General features: G+C 36.8%; 18 protein-coding genes, 1 pseudogene and 1 other annotated feature. Of the genes and pseudogenes, 17 read left to right on the top strand and 2 right to left on the bottom strand.

Annotated features, from left to right (window positions below):
• Positions 1-117 precede the first annotated feature (117 nt).
• From AB3I42_RS09870 to AB3I42_RS09845, 6 genes and pseudogenes are all read left to right on the top strand, one after another.
• Positions 118-1,224 carry an alpha-hydroxy-acid oxidizing protein gene (locus tag AB3I42_RS09870; protein ID WP_368022464.1) on the top strand — a complete coding sequence of 369 codons (1,107 nt, stop codon included), beginning with the start codon at positions 118-120 and terminating at the stop codon, positions 1,222-1,224.
• Positions 1,225-1,486: 262 nt separating this feature from the next.
• Positions 1,487-2,557 (top strand): ABC transporter permease, encoded by a 1,071-nt coding sequence (locus AB3I42_RS09865; RefSeq protein WP_010738026.1) that lies wholly within the window; start codon positions 1,487-1,489, stop codon positions 2,555-2,557.
• 12 nt (positions 2,558-2,569) lie between these two features.
• Positions 2,570-3,241: an ABC transporter ATP-binding protein gene (locus tag AB3I42_RS09860; protein WP_010718656.1), complete on the top strand. Its 672-nt coding sequence runs from the start codon at positions 2,570-2,572 to the stop codon at positions 3,239-3,241.
• A gap of 21 nt (positions 3,242-3,262) precedes the next feature.
• The gene (locus tag AB3I42_RS09855; RefSeq protein WP_010738025.1) at positions 3,263-3,835 is read left to right on the top strand and encodes a TetR/AcrR family transcriptional regulator; all 573 of its coding nucleotides are present in this window, start codon (positions 3,263-3,265) and stop codon (positions 3,833-3,835) included.
• Between the two features lie 278 nt (positions 3,836-4,113).
• Positions 4,114-6,759: a hypothetical protein gene (locus AB3I42_RS09850; RefSeq protein WP_306690397.1), complete on the top strand. Its 2,646-nt coding sequence runs from the start codon at positions 4,114-4,116 to the stop codon at positions 6,757-6,759.
• Between the two features lie 456 nt (positions 6,760-7,215).
• Positions 7,216-9,528 (top strand): annotated as a pseudogene (locus AB3I42_RS09845) (glycosyl hydrolase family 18 protein).
• 266 nt (positions 9,529-9,794) lie between these two features.
• Here AB3I42_RS09845 and rnhC read toward each other — a convergent pair.
• Positions 9,795-10,709 (bottom strand): ribonuclease HIII, encoded by a 915-nt coding sequence (gene rnhC, locus AB3I42_RS09840; protein WP_181914352.1) that lies wholly within the window; start codon positions 10,707-10,709, stop codon positions 9,795-9,797.
• A gap of 221 nt (positions 10,710-10,930) precedes the next feature.
• Here rnhC and zapA point away from each other — a divergent pair, with 221 nt between their 5' ends.
• The 7 genes from zapA (at position 10,931) to AB3I42_RS09805 (ending at position 19,293) form a co-directional block, all read left to right on the top strand.
• Positions 10,931-11,368 (top strand): cell division protein ZapA, encoded by a 438-nt coding sequence (gene zapA, locus AB3I42_RS09835; RefSeq protein ID WP_081123231.1) that lies wholly within the window; start codon positions 10,931-10,933, stop codon positions 11,366-11,368.
• A gap of 21 nt (positions 11,369-11,389) precedes the next feature.
• Complete coding sequence (locus AB3I42_RS09830; protein WP_010718650.1) at positions 11,390-11,938, top strand: CvpA family protein; 549 nt, start codon at positions 11,390-11,392, stop codon at positions 11,936-11,938.
• A 129-nt stretch (positions 11,939-12,067) separates the two neighbouring features.
• The gene (locus AB3I42_RS09825) at positions 12,068-14,428 is read left to right on the top strand and encodes an endonuclease MutS2 (RefSeq protein ID WP_010718649.1); all 2,361 of its coding nucleotides are present in this window, start codon (positions 12,068-12,070) and stop codon (positions 14,426-14,428) included.
• An 85-nt stretch (positions 14,429-14,513) separates the two neighbouring features.
• On the top strand, positions 14,514-14,828 hold the full coding sequence (gene trxA / locus AB3I42_RS09820; RefSeq protein ID WP_010718648.1) for a thioredoxin: 315 nt from the start codon (positions 14,514-14,516) through the stop codon (positions 14,826-14,828).
• Positions 14,829-15,023: 195 nt separating this feature from the next.
• The gene (uvrC, locus tag AB3I42_RS09815; protein WP_010738020.1) at positions 15,024-16,802 is read left to right on the top strand and encodes an excinuclease ABC subunit UvrC; all 1,779 of its coding nucleotides are present in this window, start codon (positions 15,024-15,026) and stop codon (positions 16,800-16,802) included.
• A gap of 336 nt (positions 16,803-17,138) precedes the next feature.
• On the top strand, positions 17,139-18,038 hold the full coding sequence (locus AB3I42_RS09810; protein WP_010718646.1) for an ABC transporter ATP-binding protein: 900 nt from the start codon (positions 17,139-17,141) through the stop codon (positions 18,036-18,038).
• Entirely contained in the window at positions 18,031-19,293 is a 1,263-nt protein-coding gene (locus AB3I42_RS09805; protein WP_010738019.1) for an ABC transporter permease, read from the top strand. Before AB3I42_RS09810 ends, AB3I42_RS09805 begins: the two co-directional genes overlap by 8 nt.
• Before the next feature lie 89 nt (positions 19,294-19,382).
• Here AB3I42_RS09805 and AB3I42_RS09800 read toward each other — a convergent pair whose 3' ends face one another.
• The gene (locus AB3I42_RS09800; RefSeq protein WP_034867347.1) at positions 19,383-20,102 is read right to left on the bottom strand and encodes a gamma-glutamyl-gamma-aminobutyrate hydrolase family protein; all 720 of its coding nucleotides are present in this window, start codon (positions 20,100-20,102) and stop codon (positions 19,383-19,385) included.
• A gap of 215 nt (positions 20,103-20,317) precedes the next feature.
• Positions 20,318-20,366, top strand: a sequence feature (sodium ion sensor (DUF1646 type); this cis-regulatory element may regulate processes involved in with the transportation of sodium ions).
• A gap of 107 nt (positions 20,367-20,473) precedes the next feature.
• Between AB3I42_RS09800 and AB3I42_RS09795 the strand changes: the two genes are divergently transcribed.
• The 4 genes from AB3I42_RS09795 to ntpE are packed head-to-tail and all read left to right on the top strand — an operon-like array spanning position 20,474 to position 23,914.
• The gene (locus tag AB3I42_RS09795; RefSeq protein WP_205943385.1) at positions 20,474-20,827 is read left to right on the top strand and encodes an ATPase V; all 354 of its coding nucleotides are present in this window, start codon (positions 20,474-20,476) and stop codon (positions 20,825-20,827) included.
• Complete coding sequence (locus AB3I42_RS09790) at positions 20,814-22,808, top strand: V-type ATP synthase subunit I (RefSeq protein ID WP_181914353.1); 1,995 nt, start codon at positions 20,814-20,816, stop codon at positions 22,806-22,808. The genes AB3I42_RS09795 and AB3I42_RS09790 overlap by 14 nt, the downstream gene beginning before the upstream one ends.
• 23 nt (positions 22,809-22,831) lie before the next feature.
• A complete protein-coding gene (locus AB3I42_RS09785) occupies positions 22,832-23,302 on the top strand; it encodes a V-type ATP synthase subunit K (protein ID WP_010738015.1) in 471 nt (156 codons plus the stop codon).
• 27 nt (positions 23,303-23,329) lie between these two features.
• Positions 23,330-23,914 carry a V-type sodium ATPase subunit E gene (gene ntpE, locus AB3I42_RS09780; protein WP_010738014.1) on the top strand — a complete coding sequence of 195 codons (585 nt, stop codon included), beginning with the start codon at positions 23,330-23,332 and terminating at the stop codon, positions 23,912-23,914.
• Positions 23,915-23,925 lie beyond the last annotated feature (11 nt).

Raw genomic sequence — 23,925 nt, 5'->3', positions numbered from 1 at the left:
TTTACTGCTAGAGTTCAAACAGATTATTTGCCTGTATCATTTTTGAGAGGTACGATAATAATGCAAACGCTATCATAAAATTCATGGTTCTTAATTCGAGAGAAAGAAGGCTTTATTATGGAAAAAGTTTATCAAGCTGGTACACATGAAGGGATGATTGATTTCATCAATATGGAAGATCTGGAATTAGCAGCTACTCAAGTAATCCCTAGTGGTGGATATGGCTATATCAGTAGTGGTGCAGGGGATTTGTTTACTTATCGAGAAAATCAAAAAGCCTTTAATCATCAATTGGTTATCCCTCATGTTTTGAAAGATGTGGAATTACCTGATACAACGACCTATTTTTCTGATGAAACATTAGCCGCACCAATCATTATGGCACCAGTAGCAGCGCATGGATTAGCCCATGAACAAGCTGAAAAAGCTTCGGCTAAAGGAGTATCAGAATTTGGAACGATCTATACAGCTAGTTCTTACGCTTCTTGTACCTTGGAAGAAATTAGAGCAGCTGGTGGTCCTGAAGCTCCTCAGTGGTTTCAGTTTTATATGAGTAAGGACGATGGGATCAACTTGGATATCTTGGAAATGGCAAAAAGAAACGGAGCAAAGGCGGTTGTTTTAACAGCTGATGCAACAGTTGGCGGAAATCGTGAAACAGATCGGCGAAATGGTTTTACTTTTCCGTTGCCCATGCCAATCGTTCAAGCTTACCAATCGGGAGTCGGTCAAACGATGGATGCAGTCTATAAATCGTCTAAACAAAAATTAAGTCCAAAAGATATCAAATTTATTACGACCCATTCAGAGTTGCCAGTTTATGTCAAAGGGGTACAATTAGAAGATGATGTGTATCGTTCTCTTGATGCTGGTGCACAAGGGATTTGGGTCTCCAATCATGGTGGTAGACAGTTAGATGGTGGTCCAGCTTCTTTTGATTCATTACGCTATGTAGCTGAAGCTGTGGATAAACGTGTACCGATCGTATTTGATAGCGGTGTTAGACGAGGGCAACATATCTTTAAAGCGATTGCTTCAGGAGCTGATTTAGTTGCCATTGGTAGACCAGCCATTTATGGACTTTCTTTAGGAGGAAGTACAGGAATCAAACAAGTATTTGATTTTTTCAAAACAGAACTTGAAATGGTCATGCAATTAGCTGGAACTCAAACTGTTGAAGACATCAAAAACGCAAAATTGAGAGAAAATCGTTTCATGTGTTAAGACAAAAAATCGGTTTATCAATAGGGATTAAGTAGCAAAATAGCTTGAACAGATAGTGACTTTGGATAGCATTTTTGAATGATCGTGCTTGTTTTAGGAAAGAAAATTTCAACAAGATATTAACCAGTTTTATAGCGATAATCAAACGGTAAGGCAAACTTATTTAGCCTTACCGTTTTTTTGTGAGCAGATTATTCCTCTAAAAATTTATCAAGTGATAAACTTGTATTATTGTTTGATAAACTTTTAAAGGAGGAGTTAGATGTTTTTAGCATTAAATGAAATCATACATTCAAAATTACGCTATGCGTTGGTTGCTGGGGTGATGTTTTTAATTGCATATTTGGTCTTTTTTTTAACCGGTTTAGCGTATGGACTGGCACAAGATAACCGAACGGCTGTCGATAAGTGGGAGGCAGACTATATTGTACTGTCAAAAGATGCCAATACGAACCTAGGGATGTCAATGATCACGAAAAAGACAGCGCAAGAAGTAAAAGGGGATAAGGTGGCTTACTTAGCACAAACACCAGGGGTCGTAACCAGTAAAGACAACGATGAGGCAGGAAAAATCAATGTGAGTTTTTTTGGTATTGATCCAGATCAATTTATCATGCCTAATATTGTTGAAGGTAAGGCCTTTGTTGGGAACGATGAAGCAGTGGGTGATATTAGCTTAAAAGAAGAGTATGGTCTAGGAATTGGCGATACAGTTAAACTTTCTGGTAGTGACAAAACCTTTCGATTAACTGGATTTACCGAAAATGCGAAGTTCAATGTATCGCCAGTTTTATATACAACACTTGATGCTTACCAAGAAATTCGTTTTGAAAAAACAGATACAAGTGAGAATGCTCGAATCAACGCGGTGGTTGTTAGAGGACAGATAGATGATTTACCAAATGATCTTGAAAAAATCAGCATTTCTAAATTTATCAATGAATTACCTGGCTATAGTGCGCAAGTACTCACTTTTGGTTTTATGATCGGCTTTTTGATCGTGATTGCAGCGATTGTAATCGGAATTTTCATTTATGTGTTGACCATGCAAAAAATCAATATTTTTGGTGTTTTGAAGGCGCAAGGAATGACAGGAGGGTTTATCGCTCGCTCAGTAGTGGCCCAAACTTTCTTACTCTCATTCTTTGGGATCGGTCTTGGTTTGTTGGGAACAGTGGGGACCTCGTTCCTTTTACCAGATACCGTACCTTTTCAAAGTAATTGGTTATTTTTCGGAGTTATCAGTGTTTTGATGTTAGTGGTCGCCATTTTAGGTGCGCTGTTTTCGGTACGAGCAATTGTAAAAATCGATCCGTTGAAGGCAATTGGTTAGGAGATGAAAAAAATGAAAGCAATCGAATTTAAAGATGTCGAAAAGAATTTCAAAGATGGTGATCAAATCGTCCACGCACTGAAAAAAACCAATGTCAGTGTAGATAAAGGCGAATTTGTTGCGATCATCGGTCCTTCTGGTTCAGGAAAAAGTACTTTCTTGACCATTGCAGGTGGCTTACAAACACCTAGTAAAGGGTCTGTTTTGATCAATGGGCAAGAGTTTAGTGCTCAACCTGAGAATCAGCGGGTAAAATTACGTTTTAAGGAAATCGGATTTATTTTACAAGCGTCTAATTTGGTTCCATTTTTATCGGTTAAAAAGCAATTGATATTAGTGGATAAAGTCAAACATGAGAATCGTCAGAAAGAAGCGAATGAACTATTTGAACAGTTAGGTGTTGCCGAATTGGTCAATAAATATCCAGAAGAATTATCAGGAGGAGAACGGCAAAGAGTCGCCATTGCTAGAGCGCTTTACAACGATCCGTCCATTATTTTAGCAGATGAACCAACAGCCAGTTTAGATTCAGAAAAAGCAAGAGAAGTCGTAGATATTTTAGCGAAAGAATCGAAAGAAAAAAATAAAGCCATCATTATGGTCACCCATGATACACGCCTGATTGACAAATGTGATAAAGTGTTTATGATGGAAGACGGTGTTTTTCAAGAAAAAACAGAATAAGCATAAAAAGAAGGTGTGTATGTGGTTCATCGCTATAACAAAGACACGCAAAAAAAGATTTTACATGAAGCCAATCATTTGTTTATGTCAAAAGGCTATCTCGGCACGTCTACTCGTGAAATTGCTAAGAACGCTGGGATTACCCAACCCAATCTTTATCATTACTTTAGTGACAAAGAAAAACTTTACCAGGCAGTTCTGGAACAACATTTGAAAACAGTAGGGGACGATTTGAGGAAAATCGCCGCAACGGGTGCCGATGATTTTCAACAAACGTTAACTAAGATGGCTGAATATCTTATCGAAACCCATCTCATTGATTTGTTTATGATGCTGCATGATTTGAAGCTCAATCTTTCAGCTGAAACAAGAAATCATTTGTTTTGTTTATGGAAAAAGAATTATCGGGAACCTTTTGAAAAGATTTTTGCCAATCATCAACAACTATTACGAAAAAACGTCACACAGGAACTGGCAGCGAAACATTTTTTCCTTTTGCTAGCCCCTTATATTACTGAATCTGGTCATTCAGAGGAACAGCCTTTTGATGTGGCGACTTTGATCGATCTATACTTAAATGGGGTTATTGTTTAGCTTGTGACAATAACGGTAGTGTAAGCTCTGTTCGATTGGATGGATCTGATGCTTTTGAGACACCATTTGTCTCCAAAACATCAGATCTATTTCAAAGAACGAACACTTGCACACCGTTTTTTTGTGTTAATGTTGCGGATGGGATTCATTCGTTAGTTGAAGCGGCTTTTCTATTAGGGAATTTCAATAAATTTTTTTTTTTTGAAAAAAAAGGAACGTTTCTCCCTATTTTCCACTTTATACTTAAGCTCAATGAATAAACGAGAAGGGAAAGAGAAATGAAAAGAACTTTGTTCTATTTAGATAGGGATAGTTATGTTTGCTATTTATTAGAGAAAATCAAAGAGATAGATGAAAAACGAAGTATCGAACACCATTTATTAATGGAAGGGGCAAATCGAAAGTCTATAGAGACAGTCAGTCAAATCAAGAAGATGGATTTCTTACCAATATTTAAGGATAAAACCCAGCAAGAGATAGTTAACGAAGCCACTCAATACTGTCAATCACTGCTAAATGTTTTTAATAGTGCGATAGGAAAAAAAACTATTACAAATTATCTTGTGCTACATGACCTGAGTCCAGAATTGACTAAAGAAATTGTTGAAGGACTAGTTTTTAAGGGAACTGTGAACAAACATGGATTTTTTAAAAAGATAGAAAAGAAAAAACAATTACATAAAAAGTACAATGAAACATTGGTCAAATATGGCACAAATGAAGGGATAAAAGCAATTGAAAATCAACTCATTTTAAATGAACTTCCTCGATCTGAATACAACAAAATAAGTGCAACAATTGGAGAATTTTTGTTTCCTACATGGGAGAATTCCAGATACTCTAAACAAATTACTTTGACGGCTAAAAGATGTAATGTATTTTTAGAGGATTTCGGTGAGACAGAAGGATTACTAGCTGTTCAATATTATTTATTGTTGCAAAATACATCAGCAGACAGAGCGAAGGATATACTTAATGAAGTTCAATTACCCAAGACAATCAATCAAAAAGAGTATAAAGACCTTCTCGTTGCAACGCTCTATTATAATAATATGGGGGCAACAGAAGTAGAAAATCGGCTAGTTCTACAAGGAGTAGATCGTAAATTTTTTAATCAGATAGGAGAAATTTTAAACATCAGTTTATTGCCTTCCTTGAAAGATGAACCTTTATCAAAGGAGGACAAAATAACTAAAGCAGTCAAATATTGCCAAAGTTTTTTAAATTACTGGTATCCAAACAAAGTAAATGGAGTTAAATCAGTCAATAATTACCTTATGTTGGAAGATTTCCCTCCTGCAATCAATATCGAAGTCATAGAGCGAATAAAAGATTCTATGAATGATGAGGATCGAAAAAATTTCCATTTTTGTTTAACTAGATATAGAAAATATAGCCAATTTGTTCGAGAATTAGGATCAGAAATGGGCAGAAAAAAATTCGAGAATTATTTTATTTTAACTTATCCTAGTTTACAACAGCTTCATCAAATAAATGAATACATCGATCAATCAATATTCCCAATGATAGATATGACTAAAAGAGGGGCAATTAGCACATTAGTTAATCGGTGCAATTCTTTTTTAGAAGACTTAGGACCAAAAAGAGGCTTTGTAGCGATTCAAAAATACTTATTGTTACAAAATACAGCGCCCAAGTATGTTGATAAAATTTTTAGAGATCTAAGGTTTCCTAAAACTATCAATAAATTTTATTTACAGAAACAATTCGAGGAAGTGTACAAGTGCCAATCGATGTTGATAGGATCTCAAGGAACTTTTGGAAAGAAACAATGTGAGGAATATCTTATCTCACAAGGAATGAATCGAACGCAGATCGATCAATTGAGTAAGATACTAAATGTCACCTTGCTTCCTTCTTTGAAGATGAAGTCGTCTCAAAAACTCATTGACGAAGTAGTCCAACGTTGTGAACGTTTTGAGCCATTGGCAACACGGAATTATCTCGTGCTTCAAGAGCTGCCTCCAGATATTCTTGAGGAAATTTTTACAAAAATCCCTTCAAAAGTAAATGTTGTTCTTGACAATAGTTATTTGACTATCAAAGAAGAAGTAAGACTTGTTAAGGAGTGCCAAGCATCTTTTAATAAGTTAGGGCTCATTGAGTGGAAAAAATCAAGTGAAAATGACCTTGCCTTAAGGGGGGCGAATCAAGAATTAGTCACATTGATCAATAACCATGTAAATGAAGAGTTATTCCCCAAAACTGGACGTTTATCTGGACAGTTGAATCGTTGTCACTCGTTTTTAAAGGATTTAGGTAATGAAAAAGGAATGAAGGCTATTGTTCATTTTCTATTATTTACAGAGAGACCACTAAAGGAAACACTTCATGTGATTGATGCGTTTGATTTTTTTTTGCCGGTTTCTTCAGATGCATTAAAGGTGAGCATCATTGAGAAGTATTGTGATCATATCGTACAAAAAAAGGATGATTGGCTCTGGCAAAGGAAAGAAATAGAAAATACATTGATTTCCATAGGTGCAAGTAGAAGAATCAGTAATCGATTAAGTGATCGTTATGAGATTCCATTATTTCCACCGATTTTTGATGGTAAACTCTCAGCAGATGAGATCAACAAAGGGAAAAGGGACATAAGGAAACGTTGTGATGAGTTAATCAAAGAGAACCGATCCAAGGGGGGACATATACATGCGCTGGTCAATTACTTTTTCTTACAAAAAATGCCAGTCAAAATTGCAAAAGAAACCATCAAAAAGCTAAAATTAGAGACCATCACTAAAGACGAGGTAAAAAGAGTCGTGTTAGCTAATTATTATACTTATCTTGGAGAAAAAAAACCACTAGCTGAACATTTAAAATCGGCTAAACGATACTTACGTACATTAAATTGTTTTAGAGAGCAGGAATCGCAGATTAAATATGATCGTCAATTTCCTTGAAAAAGTTTTCAGTTAAATGTTAATGATGAAACGAAAAGAATCAGGAAGATCCAACTCTAAGAGGATACATTCAAAAATGAACAAATCATACATAAAAAGATTCGCAGCATTTTGTCCAATTTATTTTGGTTAAATGCTTTTTTTGTTCTTTTATAAATATAAAAATAAAAAATAATAGTTATTTTAAATAAAGCAGTAAAAAAAGATGGAAAAGAGAAAAGAGAATAGGGATATTTATTAGTTATTTTAGATAACTATAAATATATAAATGTTAATATGCAACACAAAAATATCAAATCATTTGATGCTTTGATAAGATAATGTTAACCTTGTTTTGTAAAGGTTATTATTTTTTTGTTTTTTAGGAGGTTGGTTTATTAAAAATAACTGATTTATTTTATGGGTAATAAGTTTCATTAGGGGAGTTCGTATAGAAAAAGAGGGGAAGGGTTAAAAATGAAAAAGTTGAAAAAAATTAGTTTGACAGCGATGTTATTTTATTCTGTTATTTCTCTGACAACGCCATTATTCAGCCACAAAGAACATGTGCATGCTGAAGAAGCTCAGGAAATTACAAAAAAAGCGTCTTATCGTAATGTGATGTATTATGGTGATTGGTCGATTTGGGGAGGAGAACAAGAATTTTATCCTAAAGATATTGCCGCAGACCAATTGCCGCATTTAAATTATGCCTTTTTAGATTTTGATAGTAATGGTGAGTTGAAATTTACAGATAAAGAAGCCGCTGTAGGCGTGCCAGCAGGTGAAGCAGAAGTCGGATGGGGAAATGCTGCTTCTGGATTGTTGAATGCGCTTCAAAATTTGCGTGGACAAAATAAAAACTTAAAAATTGGCGTGTCATTAGGTGGTTGGTCAAAATCGGGTGATTTTTCTGAAGTTGCAGCTAGTCCTGCGAAACGAAAAAAATTAGTGGAAAACATTACTAAATTCTTAAAATATACCAACATGGATTTCGTTGATATTGATTGGGAATATCCAGCAGATGTTCGTGAGCCTGATCGTGTCGACAACAAAAATGATGAAGGAACACCTAACGCAAAACCAGAGGATAAAGAAAATTATATTTTACTATTAAAAGATATTCGAGCGGCGATCGATAAACAAGGAGTGGAATTAGGTAAGACTTATGAACTTTCCGTAGCATTACCTGCGTCCCAAGGAATGTTGGACAAGGGAATTGACATCAAACAACTATTTGAAGTAGTTGACTTTGCGAATATGATGACTTATGACATGAATGGTGCTTGGAGTGCAACAAGTGGTCATCATACTGCACTTTATGGTAATCCTAACGACCCGAACTATGCAAATGGGTTGTCCGTTGATCAGACCGTTCGCTTTTTGAAAGAACATGGGGCTCCTTCAGAAAAAATCGTTATCGGCGCAGCTTTCTATACTCGTGGGTGGAATGAAGTAGCTAAAGGGACAGACCAAAATACTCCTGGATTATTCCAACCTGCTGAAAAAAGCAATAAAGATGCAGACCAAACGCCGACATATGGTGCGGACAATGAACATTCTCTGGCACTTGGGGATGGTGGCCGAGCAGGTGGAGTTTGGTCCTACCGAAACATTGATGAATTAAAAACTAAAATCCCGACTCTAAAAGAATATTGGGATGATACAGCCAAAGCACCATTTTTATACAGCGAAGTTTCAAAAGAGTTCTTTACCTATGACAATGTAAAATCAATTAATTACAAAACGCAATATGTGAAAGAGCATGAATTAGGCGGTGTAATCTCTTGGATGCAGTCGCAAGATAAGCCAACAACGAGTACGAAAAGAGATGAACTGACCAAAGCAATCAAAAATGGGTTGTTTGGTACAGAAAAACTTCCAGAGCATAAAATTGTATCAAGTGATCTAAATGTCGAGGTAGGAATTTCTACTTATTCTGAAAATAGTTCAAAAGGGTATGAATTAGTCATCAAAAATAAAGAAACACTAAATGAAAATTCGGACGTTTTATCAGCTATTGAATCTTCTCACAAGACAATTAAATTACCACGATACACTTTAGCGTTGAATTCAAATGAGATTCTTAGTAGTGGTGATTACAAAGCAGGCGAGGTTTCAACCTCAAATGGAACGGTGACGATCGATTTAAGTGGGGTTTATGAAGGAAAAGAGCTTAAACCAGGGGAGACATATACGTTTAGATTAAAATCAAATGCAACTGATGTATCCGTTGATCATATTGCTTCTATAAATCTAGCACAAAGAATTACAAAAGCCGGTATAGATATCTCGCAACAAACGATTTATGGAGAGGATTCAACTAATCCAACACCAACGCCAACACCAGATCCAGAAGATAAAGAAGCACCATCTATTCCGACTGATCTGACAGCTTAAAATGTGACAGAGACAAGCGTGACGTTGAACTGGATCGCTTCGACGGATAATAAAGGAGTAGCAGGTTATTATGTTTATCGTGACGGACAACAAGTTAGTCAAACAGCTACTACCAATTATATTGACAAATATTTAATGGCTGGTTCAACGTACATTTATACTGTAAAAGCGTTTGATCATTCTGGTAATGTTTCAGAACACAGTCAACCTTTGAGTGTGACAACACTAGATAGCACATCTTCATCAAAATATGAAGCATGGAGTGCTACAAATGTTTACAAAGCTGGTGATAAGGTGTCTCATAAAGGGCAAAACTATCAAGCTAAATGGTGGACAAGCGGGGAAGAACTAGGTACTGAACAATGGGGACCTTGGGAGTTGATTGATTAAATTGCTGGTTATTAATGGGTAAAACATACTAAGTTTTAACGTTTGGGACTAATTAATTGGCTCCCATCGCAGTGGAAAAAAGTTCTATTCTACTGTGATGGGAGTTTTTATGCTATCTAAAAGATCAGGCTATACTCTTAAGGTCAAATGACCAATTGGATAGCCTGTTTTAAGAGGTCTTATGACCGTTGCTTCAACGCTTCATTCCTATAGAATGATTTCTGAAACAACGTTTATTATTTTTAGAATAAAGCGTTAAAGGGATATCATAAACTCATTTTTTTTGCTTTTTCAGTATTCGCAAAATGTAATTTTGCATAATTTGCTAACAAATCAACGCCACCTTGTTCAATGATTTTTGCAGCTATTCGATCCGACTTTGTTCCAGCGCCAGAAGGTAACTCTAAACCGACCTCTGCTGATTCTTTGGCTAATTCTTCTAGAAAACTTGCTCGGCTGATGATCGATGCCGCAGCTACCGCTAAGTGGTATTGTTCTCCTTTAGTCACAAAATAGAGTTTTTCTTGCACTTGATTTTTTTCCAAACGGACATACTTTTTATAATTGCTTTCTGGTGTAAACTGATCGATCAAGATTGCCTCTGGTTTGACAGGAGCAATTTTTTTCAGCAGTAGATGGATCGCTTGATTATGCAAAGCAACTTTCATACGCACAGCATTGTATTTCGGTTGGATCTCGTTATATTTTTTAGGCTCGAGTACTAAAAGTTGATAAGGGATCGTCTTCTTCAAGATACTAGCCAATTGAATGATTTGAGGATCTTTTAATTCTTTTGAATCACGAACGCCTAGTTTTTTTAGTTGTGTTAGTTGCTCCTTGGCCACGTAAGCAGCACAAACTGTCAATGGACCGAAGTAACTCCCATTTCCCACTTCATCACTTCCTAATACAGATAAAGATTCGATGTTCTTAGGCAAAGATGCAGCTGTTTTTCCAGCTTTGGGTTTTGCTGAAGCTGCCTTTCCCCATTGACTTGCTTCTTTTTCGGCATTTGCACCTTGGAACATGACTTTTCCTGAGGTGTATGCAGTGATGATCGTGCCATTTTTTTTAGCAGCAAATACGGTATAAGGAATTTTTTTAGGTAAAAGATAAGAAAGATAAGCTTGTTTCATTTTTTCCATTTGGGCAGTCGTTACTTTGATGATAATATTACTCATTATGTACCTCCATTTTAGTTAAATTAATAAATTTAGATGCTTGTTAGATGAAAGATCCCTCAATAGTTCCTTGTCGTTCAGTTAGGGACGAGACATAGCATTTTTTCAAAGTTTATCATATAATGATAAGGTAAATATAAGAAAATTTGTGTACAACTGTTAAATCATTAATTTCATGGTACACTAGATAATAATTTTATCAATAGGGGGAAATGATTCGGATGGCGCACGAAAAAACACGCTATAAAGCAGTGATTGCCGACCAAAATTACACGATTATTGGACGTGAAACAAAGCACCATATGGATATCGTGACAAATTTGATCAATGAACAACTAAAAGAATTGAAGGATTTGTCTCCGCAAATCGATAATGAACAAGCAGCGATCTTAATGGCTGTCAATGCGCTCTCGGATCAATTAAAGAAGCAAGAAAGAAATCTCGAACTTGAAAAAGAAGTAGCAGATTTAAAGAAAAAAATGATCAAATTTGTGGAAATGGAAAATCGAATCAAAAGAATTGAAGCGATTGAAAACGAAGCACGAGAAGTGTTGAAAGAAAACGGACAAGCAGATCGAGAAATCAAGAATCATGTGGAAGCCCAACAAATTTTAAATGAAAAAAGAAAAGGTCAAATCAAACAAAAATCTTCAAATTGATGAAAGAGAAAGGAACAAGACATGTTAAGTCTTTTGATTTTATTTATCTTGCTGCTTGCATTTTTTTCAGGTGCGAGACGAGGATTTTCTATGCAGGTCGTTTATACGATCGGTTATATCTTGTCATTTATGGCAGCTCAGCACTTTTATAAGGATCTAGCAAGTCGTCTGGAATTATATATTCCTTATCCTGCGGTAACATCTAATTCCCAAATGGTCTTTTTTGATCAGACATTTTCTTTCAGATTAGATGAAGCTTTTTATGCAGGAGTCGCCTTTTTGCTGATTTTATTTATCGGAGGATTGCTTACTCGTTTTATCGGGATTTTTGTTCATAGCTTGACCTATATTCCGATCCTAAAACAAGTCGATTGGCTTGCGGGAGGCATCTTATCTTTAATCGTTGCCTATGTCACGATATTTTTGCTCTTGAGTTTATTGACTTTTGTGCCAGTAGATATCGTTCAAAAACAATTTAGTGGAAATAGTCTTGCCCGCTTTATCGTAGAGCAGACACCATTTCTAACGAATAAAATCCATGATTTATGGATAACGAATGTGATAAACTAATCAAAAATTTTTTGTAAAAGTGTAACAGTAAGTAGTGAAAGAAAAAAACGAAGTTGTGACAGGACAGCAAAGACCAATGAGTCAATGCGAAATGTGACAACTTCTTTTAGTGAAAGTTAGGGTGATAACGTGAATAATCGAATCCTAGAAACATTAGAATTTGAAAAAGTGAAACAGCTTGTTCGTCAGTTTGTGGTAACCGCGCAAGGAACAGAAGAACTCGCAAAGTTAGTGCCGATCAACCAACAAGAGAAATTAACAGATTGGTTAGCAGAAACAGAAGATGGCTTAAAAGTTCAAAGGTTACGTGGGGGAATCCCTATTCCTAAGTTAGAGAACATCCGACCTCATATGAAACGAATTGAGATCGGTGCTGATTTAAATGGACTCGAATTAGCGCAAGTTGCACGTGTTTTATCGACTACAAGTGAATTAAAACGATTCTTTGCTGATTTAGCAGATAGCGAAATTGAATTTTTACGTCTTTATTTCTGGGCAGAACAATTGGTGACGATCCCCGAATTGAATCGACGTTTAAAAGAGTCGATCGATGAAGATGGGCGAGTAACAGATGATGCTTCCCCTGAATTAAAAATCATTCGTCAAAATATTCGTCGAAGTGAACAAACGGTGAGAGAACAACTAGATGGCATTGTTAGGGGGAAAAACGCCAAATACTTAAGTGATACGATTATTACCATGCGAAATGATCGCTATGTGATTCCTGTCAAGCAAGAATACCGGGGTGTCTTTGGTGGGGTAGTCCATGATCAAAGTGCTTCTGGGCAAACATTATTCGTTGAACCAAAGCAAATCGTTGAATTAAATAATCGCTTGAGACAGTATCAAATTGCAGAGCGTAATGAGATCCAACGTATTTTAAGTGAACTTTCTGCTGAACTGGTTCCTCATCGACATGAAATCATTCATAACGCATACGTGATCGGTAAACTAGATTTGATGAACGCCAAAGCACGTTTTGGGAAAGAACTGAAAGCCATCGTTCCTGCAATCAGTGTAGAAAATCATGTCATTTTAAAACAAGCAAGACATCCGTTGATTGATCAAGAAAAAGTGGTGGCTAATGATATCAGTATTGGAAAAGAGTACCAAGCGATCGTGATTACTGGTCCAAATACTGGAGGAAAGACGATCACTTTAAAAACTTTAGGATTGTTACAATTGATGGGGCAATCGGGTTTACCGATCCCTGTAGATGAAGAAAGTCAAATCGGTATTTTTGAGGAAGTATTTGCTGACATCGGTGATGAACAATCCATCGAGCAAAGTCTCTCAACATTTTCTTCCCATATGACAAACACCGTCGATATCTTGGCGCATGTGAATGAAAAAAGTTTAGTCTTGTTTGATGAATTAGGCGCAGGAACAGATCCCCAAGAAGGGGCAGCTTTAGCGATTGCTATTTTAGACGATCTTGGGAAAAAATCGGCTTATGTGATGGCTACGACACACTATCCAGAACTAAAAGTTTATGGATACAATCGGGCGAATACAATCAATGCAAGTATGGAATTTGACGTTGATACACTTAGTCCAACGTATCGTCTGTTGATTGGTGTACCAGGGCGAAGTAACGCATTTGAAATCTCTAGCCGCTTAGGATTAGATCAATCAGTCATCAATGAAGCCAAACAATTAATGAATGACGAAAGCCAAGATTTAAATGAAATGATCGCTGATTTAGAAAATCGACGAAAAATGGCTGAAACGGAGTATTTAGAAATGCGCCACTACGTTGATGAAGCACAAGAGTTATATGAAAACTTAAAAGAGGCGTATCGTTATTTCTTTGAAGAACGAGAAAAAGAAATCGAAAAAGCTAAGAAAAAAGCCAATGAATTAGTTTCTGAAGCACAAGAAAATGCGGAAAAAATCATTGCAGATATTCGTAAAATGCAACAACAAGTAGGACAAGGAAATGTAAAAGAGCACCAATTGATTGATGCGAAAACCAAATTGGCAAACTTACATCAAGAAGAACAACTGAAAAAAAATAAAGTGTTGAAAAAAGCCAAAGAACAAAAAACATTGAAACCAGGCGACGAAGTTTTAGTGACAACTTATGGTCAAAGAGGAACCTTGTTACGTAAAAACGGGGAGCAATGGCAAGTGGAAATCGGGATTTTAAAAATGAATGTTTCTGAAAGTGAATTAACGCCCGTTGCTCCACAAAAGGAACCAAAACAGCGGGTCATTCATGCTGTACGTTCTGAATCAGCTAGTCACGTGTCGAACCAACTAGATCTTCGTGGCAAACGCTATGAAGAAGCGTTGAGTGAGGTTGACCAATACCTTGATTCAGCGATCCTTGCTGGCTATCCCCAAGTAACGATCGTACATGGAAAAGGGACCGGAGCTTTGCGTCAAGGAATCACCGACTACTTGAAAAATCATCGAAGTGTCAAAAGTTTTGAATTTGCTCCTGCTAACCAAGGCGGTAATGGGGCGACGATCGTTAAATTTAAATAAAACTTACTAAATGTAAGCAGAAGGCTCGTCTCGAATCAAGAAAGGTGCTATAATGACTCTAGACTAAAAAATGGAGGTCTTTGATATGTCACAAGTAGTTACAGATACGACATTTAACGAAGAAACAGATAAAGGCTTAGTATTAATCGACTTTTGGGCAACTTGGTGTGGACCTTGTCGCATGCAAGCACCAATTTTAGATCAGCTGTCAGAAGAATACGATGAAGATGAATTCCGAATCGTAAAAATGGATGTAGATGAAAACCCACAAACACCTCAACAATTTGGGATTATGAGTATTCCAACATTATTGTTGAAAAAAGATGGGCAAGTCGTTGAAAAAGCGGTTGGTGTACACTCGAAAGAGCAATTACGTCAAATGATCGATCAATATTTATAAACATCTGGAATGTTACTGAGATATCAATCAATGGATTGATATCTCGGTTTTTTTGTCCTTAGCACAAATTTCAGTAAAACCTTTCTCTAGTTTATCTAAACCCTCAAACAAGTCTAGGAAACAAATGAGCCGATTACGATTCTTTTTGACAGACATGTTATAATTAATTCAATGAAATTTGAAAGGAAGTATTTCATGAACGAACGTATCAAAAATAAATTAGCCTTACTTCCTGATCAACCTGGCTGCTACTTGATGAAAGATAAAAATGGCACCATCATCTATGTTGGGAAAGCAAAGATTCTCAAAAATAGAGTCCGTTCCTACTTTACAGGTAGTCATAATACCAAAACCGAACGATTAGTTAGTGAGATCGAAGACTTTGAATATATTGTTACAGAATCCAATATCGAAGCTTTACTTTTAGAAATCAATTTGATCAAGAAAAATGATCCTAAATACAATATCATGTTGAAAGATGATAAAACGTATCCTTTTTTGAAAATCACAAACGAAAAGTACCCACGCTTAGTCATTACACGTAAAGTGTTAAAAGACAAAGCAGTTTATTTCGGACCATATCCAGATGTTGGCGCAGCCAACGAGACCAAAAAAATCCTTGATCGGTTGTTTCCGTTACGCAAGTGTAAACCTAGCCAAACGAAAGAACCGTGTTTGTATTATCACTTAGGCCAATGCCTTTGTCCTTATTATTTTGATGTTGATCCACAAGTTTACACGAAAATCGTTGATGAAGTTAAAAGCTTTTTAAATGGTGGCTATGAAAAAGTTGAATCAGAAATCCACCAAAAAATGGTTCAAGCTGCTGAAAAGATGGAATTTGAAAAAGCGGCAGAATACCGCGATCAGATACGAGCCATTGAAACGATTATGACTCGTCAAAAAATGACCAATACAGATCTGGTGGATCGAGATGTTTTTGGCTACGCCATTGATAAAGGCTGGATGTGCGTCCAAGTATTCTTTGTGAGACAAGGGAAATTGATTGAACGGGATGTTTCGATGTTTCCTTTTTATAATGAAGCAGAAGAGGACTTTTTGACTTATATCGGGCAGTTTTATCAAGAAAATGAACATTTTATTCCTAAAGAAGTCTTGATTCCTGACACGATCGATCAACCGAGTGTGGAGGCATTGTTGTCCACAAAAGTTTTACAACCTAAACGTGGTGAAAAGAAAAAATTAGTAGAACTTGCGAATAAAAATGCTACGGTTGCATTGAATGAACGATTTGATTTGATTGCTAGAAAGCAAGAACGAACGATTGGGGCAGTGGAACGTTTAGGGAATGCCATGAATATCCCTACACCTGTTCGGATTGAATCCTTCGATAATTCGAATATCATGGGAACCAATCCAGTAGCGGCAATGGTGGTATTCATCGATGGAAAGCCAGCAAAAAAAGAATACCGCAAATATAAAATCAAAACGGTCACAGGACCAGATGATTATGCTTCGATGCGAGAAGTGATCTATCGAAGATATTCTCGTGTCATTCGAGAAGGTCTCCCTTTGCCTGATTTGATTTTGATCGATGGTGGGAAAGGGCAAGTAGATGTCGCCAAAGATGTTTTAGAAAATCAACTTGGGATCGACATACCAGTGGCTGGTATGGCTAAAAATGATAAGCATAAAACGAATGAACTCCTTTTTGGAAATGAACTTTCGGTGGTTCCATTGGAAAGAAATTCGCCCGAGTTCTTTTTACTTCAACGGGTCCAAGATGAAGTCCATCGGTTTGCGATCACATTCCATAGACAACTACGAAGTAAAAATAGTTTTGCTTCTAAGCTGGATGAAATTGAAGGATTAGGACCGAAAAGAAAAAAATTACTTCTAAAAGAATTTAAATCGTTGAAAAATGTTACGGCAGCGACGATGGAAGAACTCCAACAAATTGGGCTACCAAAAAATGTTGCTCAAAATGTTTTTGATAAATTACATGAGAACTAGCATAGGACACTTTACAAACCACGTAAAGTGTCCTATGATTTTTTGTATAACAAATGATGTAGAATTCGTTTTAGTTCGACGAGGCGGGAAGCGCTATGATGACTATTGGAAATGATTATAGCCAACCTAGACTGAATAAATGTCAAAATGGTCGTTGTTTCAATGAAAAAGTGGGAAAGAATGGTTTTCTTTTTAAACTATTCATTTTTCAATAGACTTTGGACCTTTAATTGATAAAGAATCTCTGGACTATTTCATTTTTTGCATTTGTATGCGATTTAAGTTGTCTGAACTATCTGAATATGGTAGAAGAAATGGAGACGAAGGAGTGAGACGATGTTAGAAGTGAAAGATTTGGTTAAGACGTTTGGAGACTATACCGCTGTTGATCATGTGTCTTTTCAAATACCTGATGGAAAGATTATGGGGCTGATCGGACAAAACGGGGCAGGAAAAACCACAACTTTTCGATTGATCTTAGATTTTTTGACACAGGATCAAGGGGAAGTTTTATGGAATGGACAACCTTTGGGAGAAAAAGACTATGACATTATTGGCTATCTTCCTGAAGAACGTGGGTTGTATCCGAAAGTAACGATTCAAGAGCAATTGTTGTATTTTGCTGAATTGAGAGGCAAAAAAAGAAAAGAGATCGAACCAAAAATCGATTTTTGGATGGAAAAGTTCCAAGTAAAAGGAAAGAAAACCGATAAAGTAAAATCATTGTCTAAAGGAAATCAACAAAAAGTCCAATTGATTGCTACGTTGATCCATGAACCTAAATTAATCATATTGGACGAGCCGTTTAGTGGGCTTGACCCAGTCAATGCAGAATTGCTGAAAGATGGGATCATTGAGTTAAAAGAACATGGCTCATGTGTTATTTTCTCCAGTCACAATATGGATAATGTTGAAAAAATCTGTGATCATTTAATTATGTTGCGTAATGGAAAAATGGTGTTAAGCGGGAAAGTCCATGAAATCAGAAATTCTTTTGGACGTACAAAGTTATTCTTAGAATCTGGCTTGTCCCAGCAGGAAGTTGCAATGATCGAAGGAGTCGAAAAAGTCGTCACTCATGAAGATCAAACGCTTGAAATCACTTTAAACGATCCTGATGTAGGAAAAGAAATCTTTACCCGAGCAACACAATTTGGCTATATTCCAATGTTCAATCAACAACCGCCTACCTTAGAAGAGATATTCAAAATGAAAGCAGGTGAGATTGATGCGTAAATTTTGGATCATTACAAAAGATGTCTATTTAAAAAATGTCAAATCTATCTCTTTCTTAATTATGATCTTAGTGCCATTCATTATGATAGGAATCGTTTATTTAGCAGGCAATTTTGCTCAGCAAAACAGTGAGATTAATAAAATTGGTGTATTGTCCGAAAATCAACAAGTAACGCAACAGCTTGAACAAGTAAAAACCGATGAGTTCAGCTTTCAAGCGGTTGATTCGCAAACACAAGCTCAAAAAGAATTAGCCGATGAAAAAATTGATGCCTATTTAGTCGTCACGGTCGAAAACGATCAGCTAAAAGGTCAACTTTACAGTGAAAATTCGTTAGGACAAAGTACACAATTGTTGATCCAACAGCAATTAACTGGGTTGCAATCACTATTGCGAGCTAGCCAACTGGGACTTTCTCCTGAAGAAGTAGCTAGTCTTAGTCAACCAGCAAGTTTGACTAGACAAAAAGTAAGTTTTGATAGTAATAACAAAATGAAAGTTGGAGAAGATAATTCTGGCGTACAATATGCGATTAGTTATGCAGCAACCATTATCTTATTTATCATTATCCTGACTTATTCACAAATCATCGCGCAAGAAATTGCTTCTGAAAAGGGAACTCGAATCATGGAAGTCATTTTATCAAGTACGACAGCTCAAAAACATTTTTATGGTAAATTGACTGGTGTCTTGTTAGTTGCTTTAACGCAGATGGCTCTATACGGTGTGATTTTGACTGTGGGATTCCAACAATTTAAACATATGGATTTTGTAAAAAGTATCATAGAGAATATTTCACTAGATAAGATCATCGGACCATTTTTATGGTACGCATTGTTGTTTATGTTCTTTGGTATCTTGATCTTCTCCGTTTTAGCGGCTTTATGTGGATCATTAGTCAACAAAGCAGAAGATACAGCAAAAGCGATTTTACCAGTTACTTATCTTTCTTTAGGTGGCTATATGCTTGGGTTGATCTTAGGCGCATCTGATCCAAACAATATCGTGATTCGGATCACGTCCTATATTCCGTTCCTTTCTTCTTATATTATGCCGATTCGTTTGGCGAATGAGACAGTGGGAATGACTAGTGTATTGATTTCACTTGTAGTGTTAATCATTGTCACATTCCTGCTAATGTTCTTCTCAGCGAATATGTATAAATCAAATGTTCTTGTTTATAGTGAAGGTGGCTTATGGAGTTCATTGAAACAGTCACTTTCAATTATGAGAAATGAACGTAAGAAATCCTAACCGACTGACTATTAAAAGCAGTATCGGCACAACAAAATGGTATTTAGGATATTCTAGAGGAAAAAAATCGTTGCCCAATCACTTCAGGACTAAAATTCTTGAACAAAAAAATCAAATAATCCTTGGTCAGTGGAATTGCTTGAATGTGTCAGCTCTGGATGCCATTGTACACCAAACAATCGAACATCCTTATCGAGACTTTCAATCCCTTCCACTAGACCATCAGGAGAAAAGGCTGTAGCTTTTAATGAAGGTGCCAGCTCTTTCAACGCCTGATGATGATAAGAGTTTACCAAATAAGTATCAGGTAGTAGCTGATGTAATAGAGTGTCGGGTAAAATCTCTACTTCATGAGTAGCAAATTGTGGGGCGGTTGGATGCTGTTCATGTTTGACCGACCACTTAGGGTAAGTGGTTAAATCTTGATACAAACTACCCCCAAGCACGACATTTAAGAGTTGCATTCCACGACAAACAGCAAAAATTGGTTTGTTTTGCTTCAGAGCCTCGCTGATAAGTGCCGCTTCAAAGAGATCTCTTTGAAGATTGGTTTCTAAAAGTTTTGGATGGGGAGGTTCATGATACAGTTGTGGGGAAATATCCTGTCCACCGGCTAAGATCAGTTTATCGATTTGGTCAATATAAGCAGAAGCAGTCTTAGGGGATGAGATCGGTAAAACGATCGGTAAACCATCCGCCTGCTGTACAGCATTGACAAAGCCTTGGGGAGTATAGGTTACTTGATTTCCTTGAAAAGTATCTGTCGCTCGGATCAACTGATTTCCAGCAATTCCAATAATGGGTAACATAAACATTCCTCCAAATCGTCTATTCGTTCTATTCTATCAAGAATAAAAAAAATTTAAAACTATTTGAAATAGATCTAGTTTGGGAATAAATATGAAGAAAAAATTTTTTTCATGAGAATTTCTTATAAAAAAACAGAGTTACCGAGGAAAAATATGGTGTTTTTATTGAATTTTTTCGTCATTTTGGTACAATAGAATTAAATCACGAATAAAATGGTTGGGCATAATGCTTCAAGGATCGCGTTCTTCAAGGGGTGAGAAGAACATATTGAAGGGCTCAGCATCATTAGTCAACTAAAGGGCACATACTTTCAATGTAACGAGAGCATGTGTCCTTTTTTAATCGAAAGGGGGAAGTGATTGTGACAGAAATGGCGCGAATTTTGACAAGAATCAAAGAAGCAGAAGAGAATAATCAGAAAAAAGAAGAGCAGGTCAAAGCTGAACTTGCTCAATATGAACAATTAAAAAATAACGAATTAATCGATTTGAATAAAGAATTCCAAGAACGATTAACCAAGCTGATGAAAGAAAAAAGAAAAAATGAAGAGGAAGTAACTGAAGACGAACAGCACAAACTGGAATTGATTTTAGAACAATTTCGTCAAAAAGTTCTTGAAATAGAAAAAACATATTTAGAAAAAGAAGAAGAGGAAATAGCGAAGAAAAAGAACTTAACAAATGAGATCATTGAAAGGATGAAACAAAACAATGGCTGTCACTAAAATGGAAAAAGTGACTCTCATTTCAGATAAGAAAAATCGTGAAATCTTGTTGCAAGCAGTTCAAGGACTCCATGCAGTAGAAATCCGTGATCTGTTCCAAGAATCTGAAAACAATCAATGGGTAGAGACGTTTTTTCCTGAACCAGAGATGATCGATAAGGACAAGGAACTTGCGAAATTATCCTATAAATTAACGGATATTCGTACAGCTATCCAATTTATCGAACATCATGGCGAAAAAAGTCAGAAAAAACAACACTTAAAAAGGCGTGAACTTTCGTTAGATACTTTGGAAAAAAATTATTCAGAAGAAGCTTTTTCGAAAAAGCTGGAAGAAGTCTTACTTTTGAAGGAACAATGGGAGCAACTGGTAGACGAACGCCAACAATTGGAAGACCAAGAGAATTGGTTGCTCAATTGGCAAAATCTGGATTTGGCGCCTAAAGCATTTAATAGTCAAATGACCAAGCTAGTCATTGGAACGGTCAATGCTAAAAATGCTGAATCTTTTAAAGCTGAAGTTGCTGAGATAAACGAAGCCTATTTAGAAGAAATCAACTCTTCACCAACAACGACTTACTTTGCCTACATTGTTTTACGAGCTGACGAGTCACGCATGGAAGAAATCGCCAGTCGTTATGGATTTGTTAAAGAAGACTATCTGTATGAGGGGACACCACAGCAACAGTTAGTTGCTGCAAAACAAAGTTTACAGGAAATCAAGGACCAACAAAAGAAACTGTCTTCAGCCATTGGAGCTTGTAGTGGGTATATCAAAGATTTCGAATGGACGGAAGAAATCTTCTTGGCTCGCTCTGAACGAGAAGCAATCAAGGACCGGATCATTCATACTCCTTATCTGATTCTGATTCAAGGCTGGGTGGATCATGAAGAAAAACAAGAATTGATCCACATGCTACAAAATGTCTTAGCAAGTGAAGAAGTCTATTTGACCTTTGACGAGCCAACGGACAATGAAATTGCTGAAGAAGTACCGACCAAACTAAAAAATCACCCGATCGTCGCTCCTTTTGAGATGTTAACGGAGATGTATAGTTTACCAAAGTATGAAGAAGTTGATCCAACGCCGTGGATGATGCCGTTTTACCTCGTCTTTTTTGGCATGATGGTGGCGGATATCGGGTATGGGTTACTGATGTTTTTAGGGGCATTTTTACTCCAAAAATTAGTGGTATTGCCACGGGGAATGCAACGTTTTGCAAAATTCTTTGAGATTCTAGCAATCCCTTCGATCATCTGGGGATTTATCTATAGCTCATTTTTTGGGGCGGCATTGCCTAAAGAAATTTTTGGTATTCATTTACCATTTCCGATTTTGTCTACTACAGATGATGTCAACACGATCTTGATTTTATCCGTAATTTTTGGGTTGATCCAAATTTTAGTCGGACTATTTATTGCTGCTAAGGAACATATCAAACGAAAAGCATATGTCGATGCCGTGAATGATGGGTTTGCTTGGCAAGGGATCTTGCTTGGTGTCATTCTGATTTTATTGGGAACGATGATCCTTAAAAACAACGCCTTTGTTTATTTAGGCGGTGCATTAGCTGTTCTTTCAGCCGTATGTATTTTGATCATTCCTGTTTTCCAATCTTCTTCAAAAGCCAAGGGGATCGCCAAAGGTGCGTATAATTTATATGGTCTAACTGGCTATATCGGAGACTTAGTCAGCTATACACGACTAATGGCACTGGGAATCTCTGGAGGAAGTATTGCCGCAGCATTCAACATGTTAGTTGCTTTTATGCCTCCAGCTGCTCGTTTTAGTGTCGGAATTTTATTGATCATTGTCCTACAGGCTTTGAATATGTTCTTAACACTTTTGAGTGCCTATGTACATGGCGCACGATTACAATATGTAGAATTTTTTGGAAAGTTTTACACTGGAGGAGGGCGTTCCTTCAAACCACTAAAAACGGTGGAGAAATACGTCAACATCAATCATAAGAAAAAATAGAAATATTGGAGGAATTTGATACAATGATGGATTATTTGATTACTCAAAATGGTGGAATGGTATTTGCAGTATTAGCGATGGCAACAGCAACGATTTTTTCAGGAATCGGGTCTGCTAAAGGCGTTGGAATGACTGGGGAAGCGGCAGCAGCATTGACGACCAGTCAACCAGAAAAATTCGGACAAGCGTTAATTTTACAATTACTTCCAGGTACCCAAGGATTATACGGCTTCGTTATCGCCTTCTTGATTTTTATCAACTTAGGCAGCGATATGTCTGTCGTTCAAGGATTGAACTTCTTAGGAGCTTCCTTACCGATTGCCTTTACTGGTTTATTCTCAGGGATCGCTCAAGGGAAGGTTGCAGCTGCTGGTATTCAAATTCTAGCGAAAAAACCTGAGCATGCAACGAAAGGGATCATTTTTGCTGCGATGGTTGAAACATATGCCATCTTAGGTTTCGTTATTTCTTTCTTACTGGTCTTAAATGCGTAATAGCCTAGCTTATAAGGAGGAATGACGGTGGATGCGATTGATAAAATCATCACTCAAATAAATGAAACAGCACAACTCGAACGTGCATCATTCGAAGAAATGAAGCGCAAAGAAATCGATCAAAAATTCGAAGTGAAAAAGTGGCAGATCGAAGCAGATTTTCAGAAAGAAAAAGCAAGTAAACTGGAAGAAATTGAACGAAGTTATCGCCAGTTGAGAAACAAGCAAAAAATGCAAGTGAAACAAGAAATCTTAAATGCGAAACAAGAAGTTTTACAGCGTTTATTCACGGAAGCAACGCTTCAGTTAGAAAATGAACCAAAAGAAGAACAACTTGCGTTGATGAAGCAAATGATCCAAACATTACCGATCAATGGCACAGCTCGCTTGATCCCAGGAGAAAAATCAGCGGATATCTTAACACCTGCGGTCATCGCTGAATGGAATGAAGAACTTCCTTTTGAATTAATCCGGGAAGACTTTACTGAAAAAGCACAAGCAGGGTTGATCATTGATGATGCTGGTATCCAATATAACTTTTTGTTTAGTCACTTGATCAAGGAAATTCAAGAGACGATGAGTGCTGAAATTGCCAAAGAATTATTTGACTAAGGAGGGATTGT

Source organism: Enterococcus sp. C53, assembly GCF_040887425.1.
GTDB lineage: Bacteria > Bacillota > Bacilli > Lactobacillales > Enterococcaceae > Enterococcus_B > Enterococcus_B hirae.
This window is presented reverse-complemented; position numbering and strand designations above follow the sequence as displayed.

Bases quoted from the DNA above. Each gene is read 5' to 3' on its own strand.
- AB3I42_RS09870 (WP_368022464.1), top strand. From the start codon at position 118: ATGGAAAAAGTTTATCAAGCTGGTACACATGAAGGGATGATTGATTTC.
- AB3I42_RS09865 (WP_010738026.1), top strand. From the start codon at position 1,487: ATGTTTTTAGCATTAAATGAAATCATACATTCAAAATTACGCTATGCG.
- AB3I42_RS09860 (WP_010718656.1), top strand. From the start codon at position 2,570: ATGAAAGCAATCGAATTTAAAGATGTCGAAAAGAATTTCAAAGATGGT.
- AB3I42_RS09850 (WP_306690397.1), top strand. From the start codon at position 4,114: ATGAAAAGAACTTTGTTCTATTTAGATAGGGATAGTTATGTTTGCTAT.
- rnhC (WP_181914352.1), bottom strand. From the start codon at position 10,709: ATGAGTAATATTATCATCAAAGTAACGACTGCCCAAATGGAAAAAATG.
- zapA (WP_081123231.1), top strand. From the start codon at position 10,931: ATGGCGCACGAAAAAACACGCTATAAAGCAGTGATTGCCGACCAAAAT.
- AB3I42_RS09830 (WP_010718650.1), top strand. From the start codon at position 11,390: ATGTTAAGTCTTTTGATTTTATTTATCTTGCTGCTTGCATTTTTTTCA.
- trxA (WP_010718648.1), top strand. From the start codon at position 14,514: ATGTCACAAGTAGTTACAGATACGACATTTAACGAAGAAACAGATAAA.
- uvrC (WP_010738020.1), top strand. From the start codon at position 15,024: ATGAACGAACGTATCAAAAATAAATTAGCCTTACTTCCTGATCAACCT.
- AB3I42_RS09810 (WP_010718646.1), top strand. From the start codon at position 17,139: ATGTTAGAAGTGAAAGATTTGGTTAAGACGTTTGGAGACTATACCGCT.
- AB3I42_RS09805 (WP_010738019.1), top strand. From the start codon at position 18,031: ATGCGTAAATTTTGGATCATTACAAAAGATGTCTATTTAAAAAATGTC.
- AB3I42_RS09800 (WP_034867347.1), bottom strand. From the start codon at position 20,102: ATGTTACCCATTATTGGAATTGCTGGAAATCAGTTGATCCGAGCGACA.
- AB3I42_RS09795 (WP_205943385.1), top strand. From the start codon at position 20,474: ATGGCGCGAATTTTGACAAGAATCAAAGAAGCAGAAGAGAATAATCAG.
- AB3I42_RS09790 (WP_181914353.1), top strand. From the start codon at position 20,814: ATGGCTGTCACTAAAATGGAAAAAGTGACTCTCATTTCAGATAAGAAA.
- AB3I42_RS09785 (WP_010738015.1), top strand. From the start codon at position 22,832: ATGATGGATTATTTGATTACTCAAAATGGTGGAATGGTATTTGCAGTA.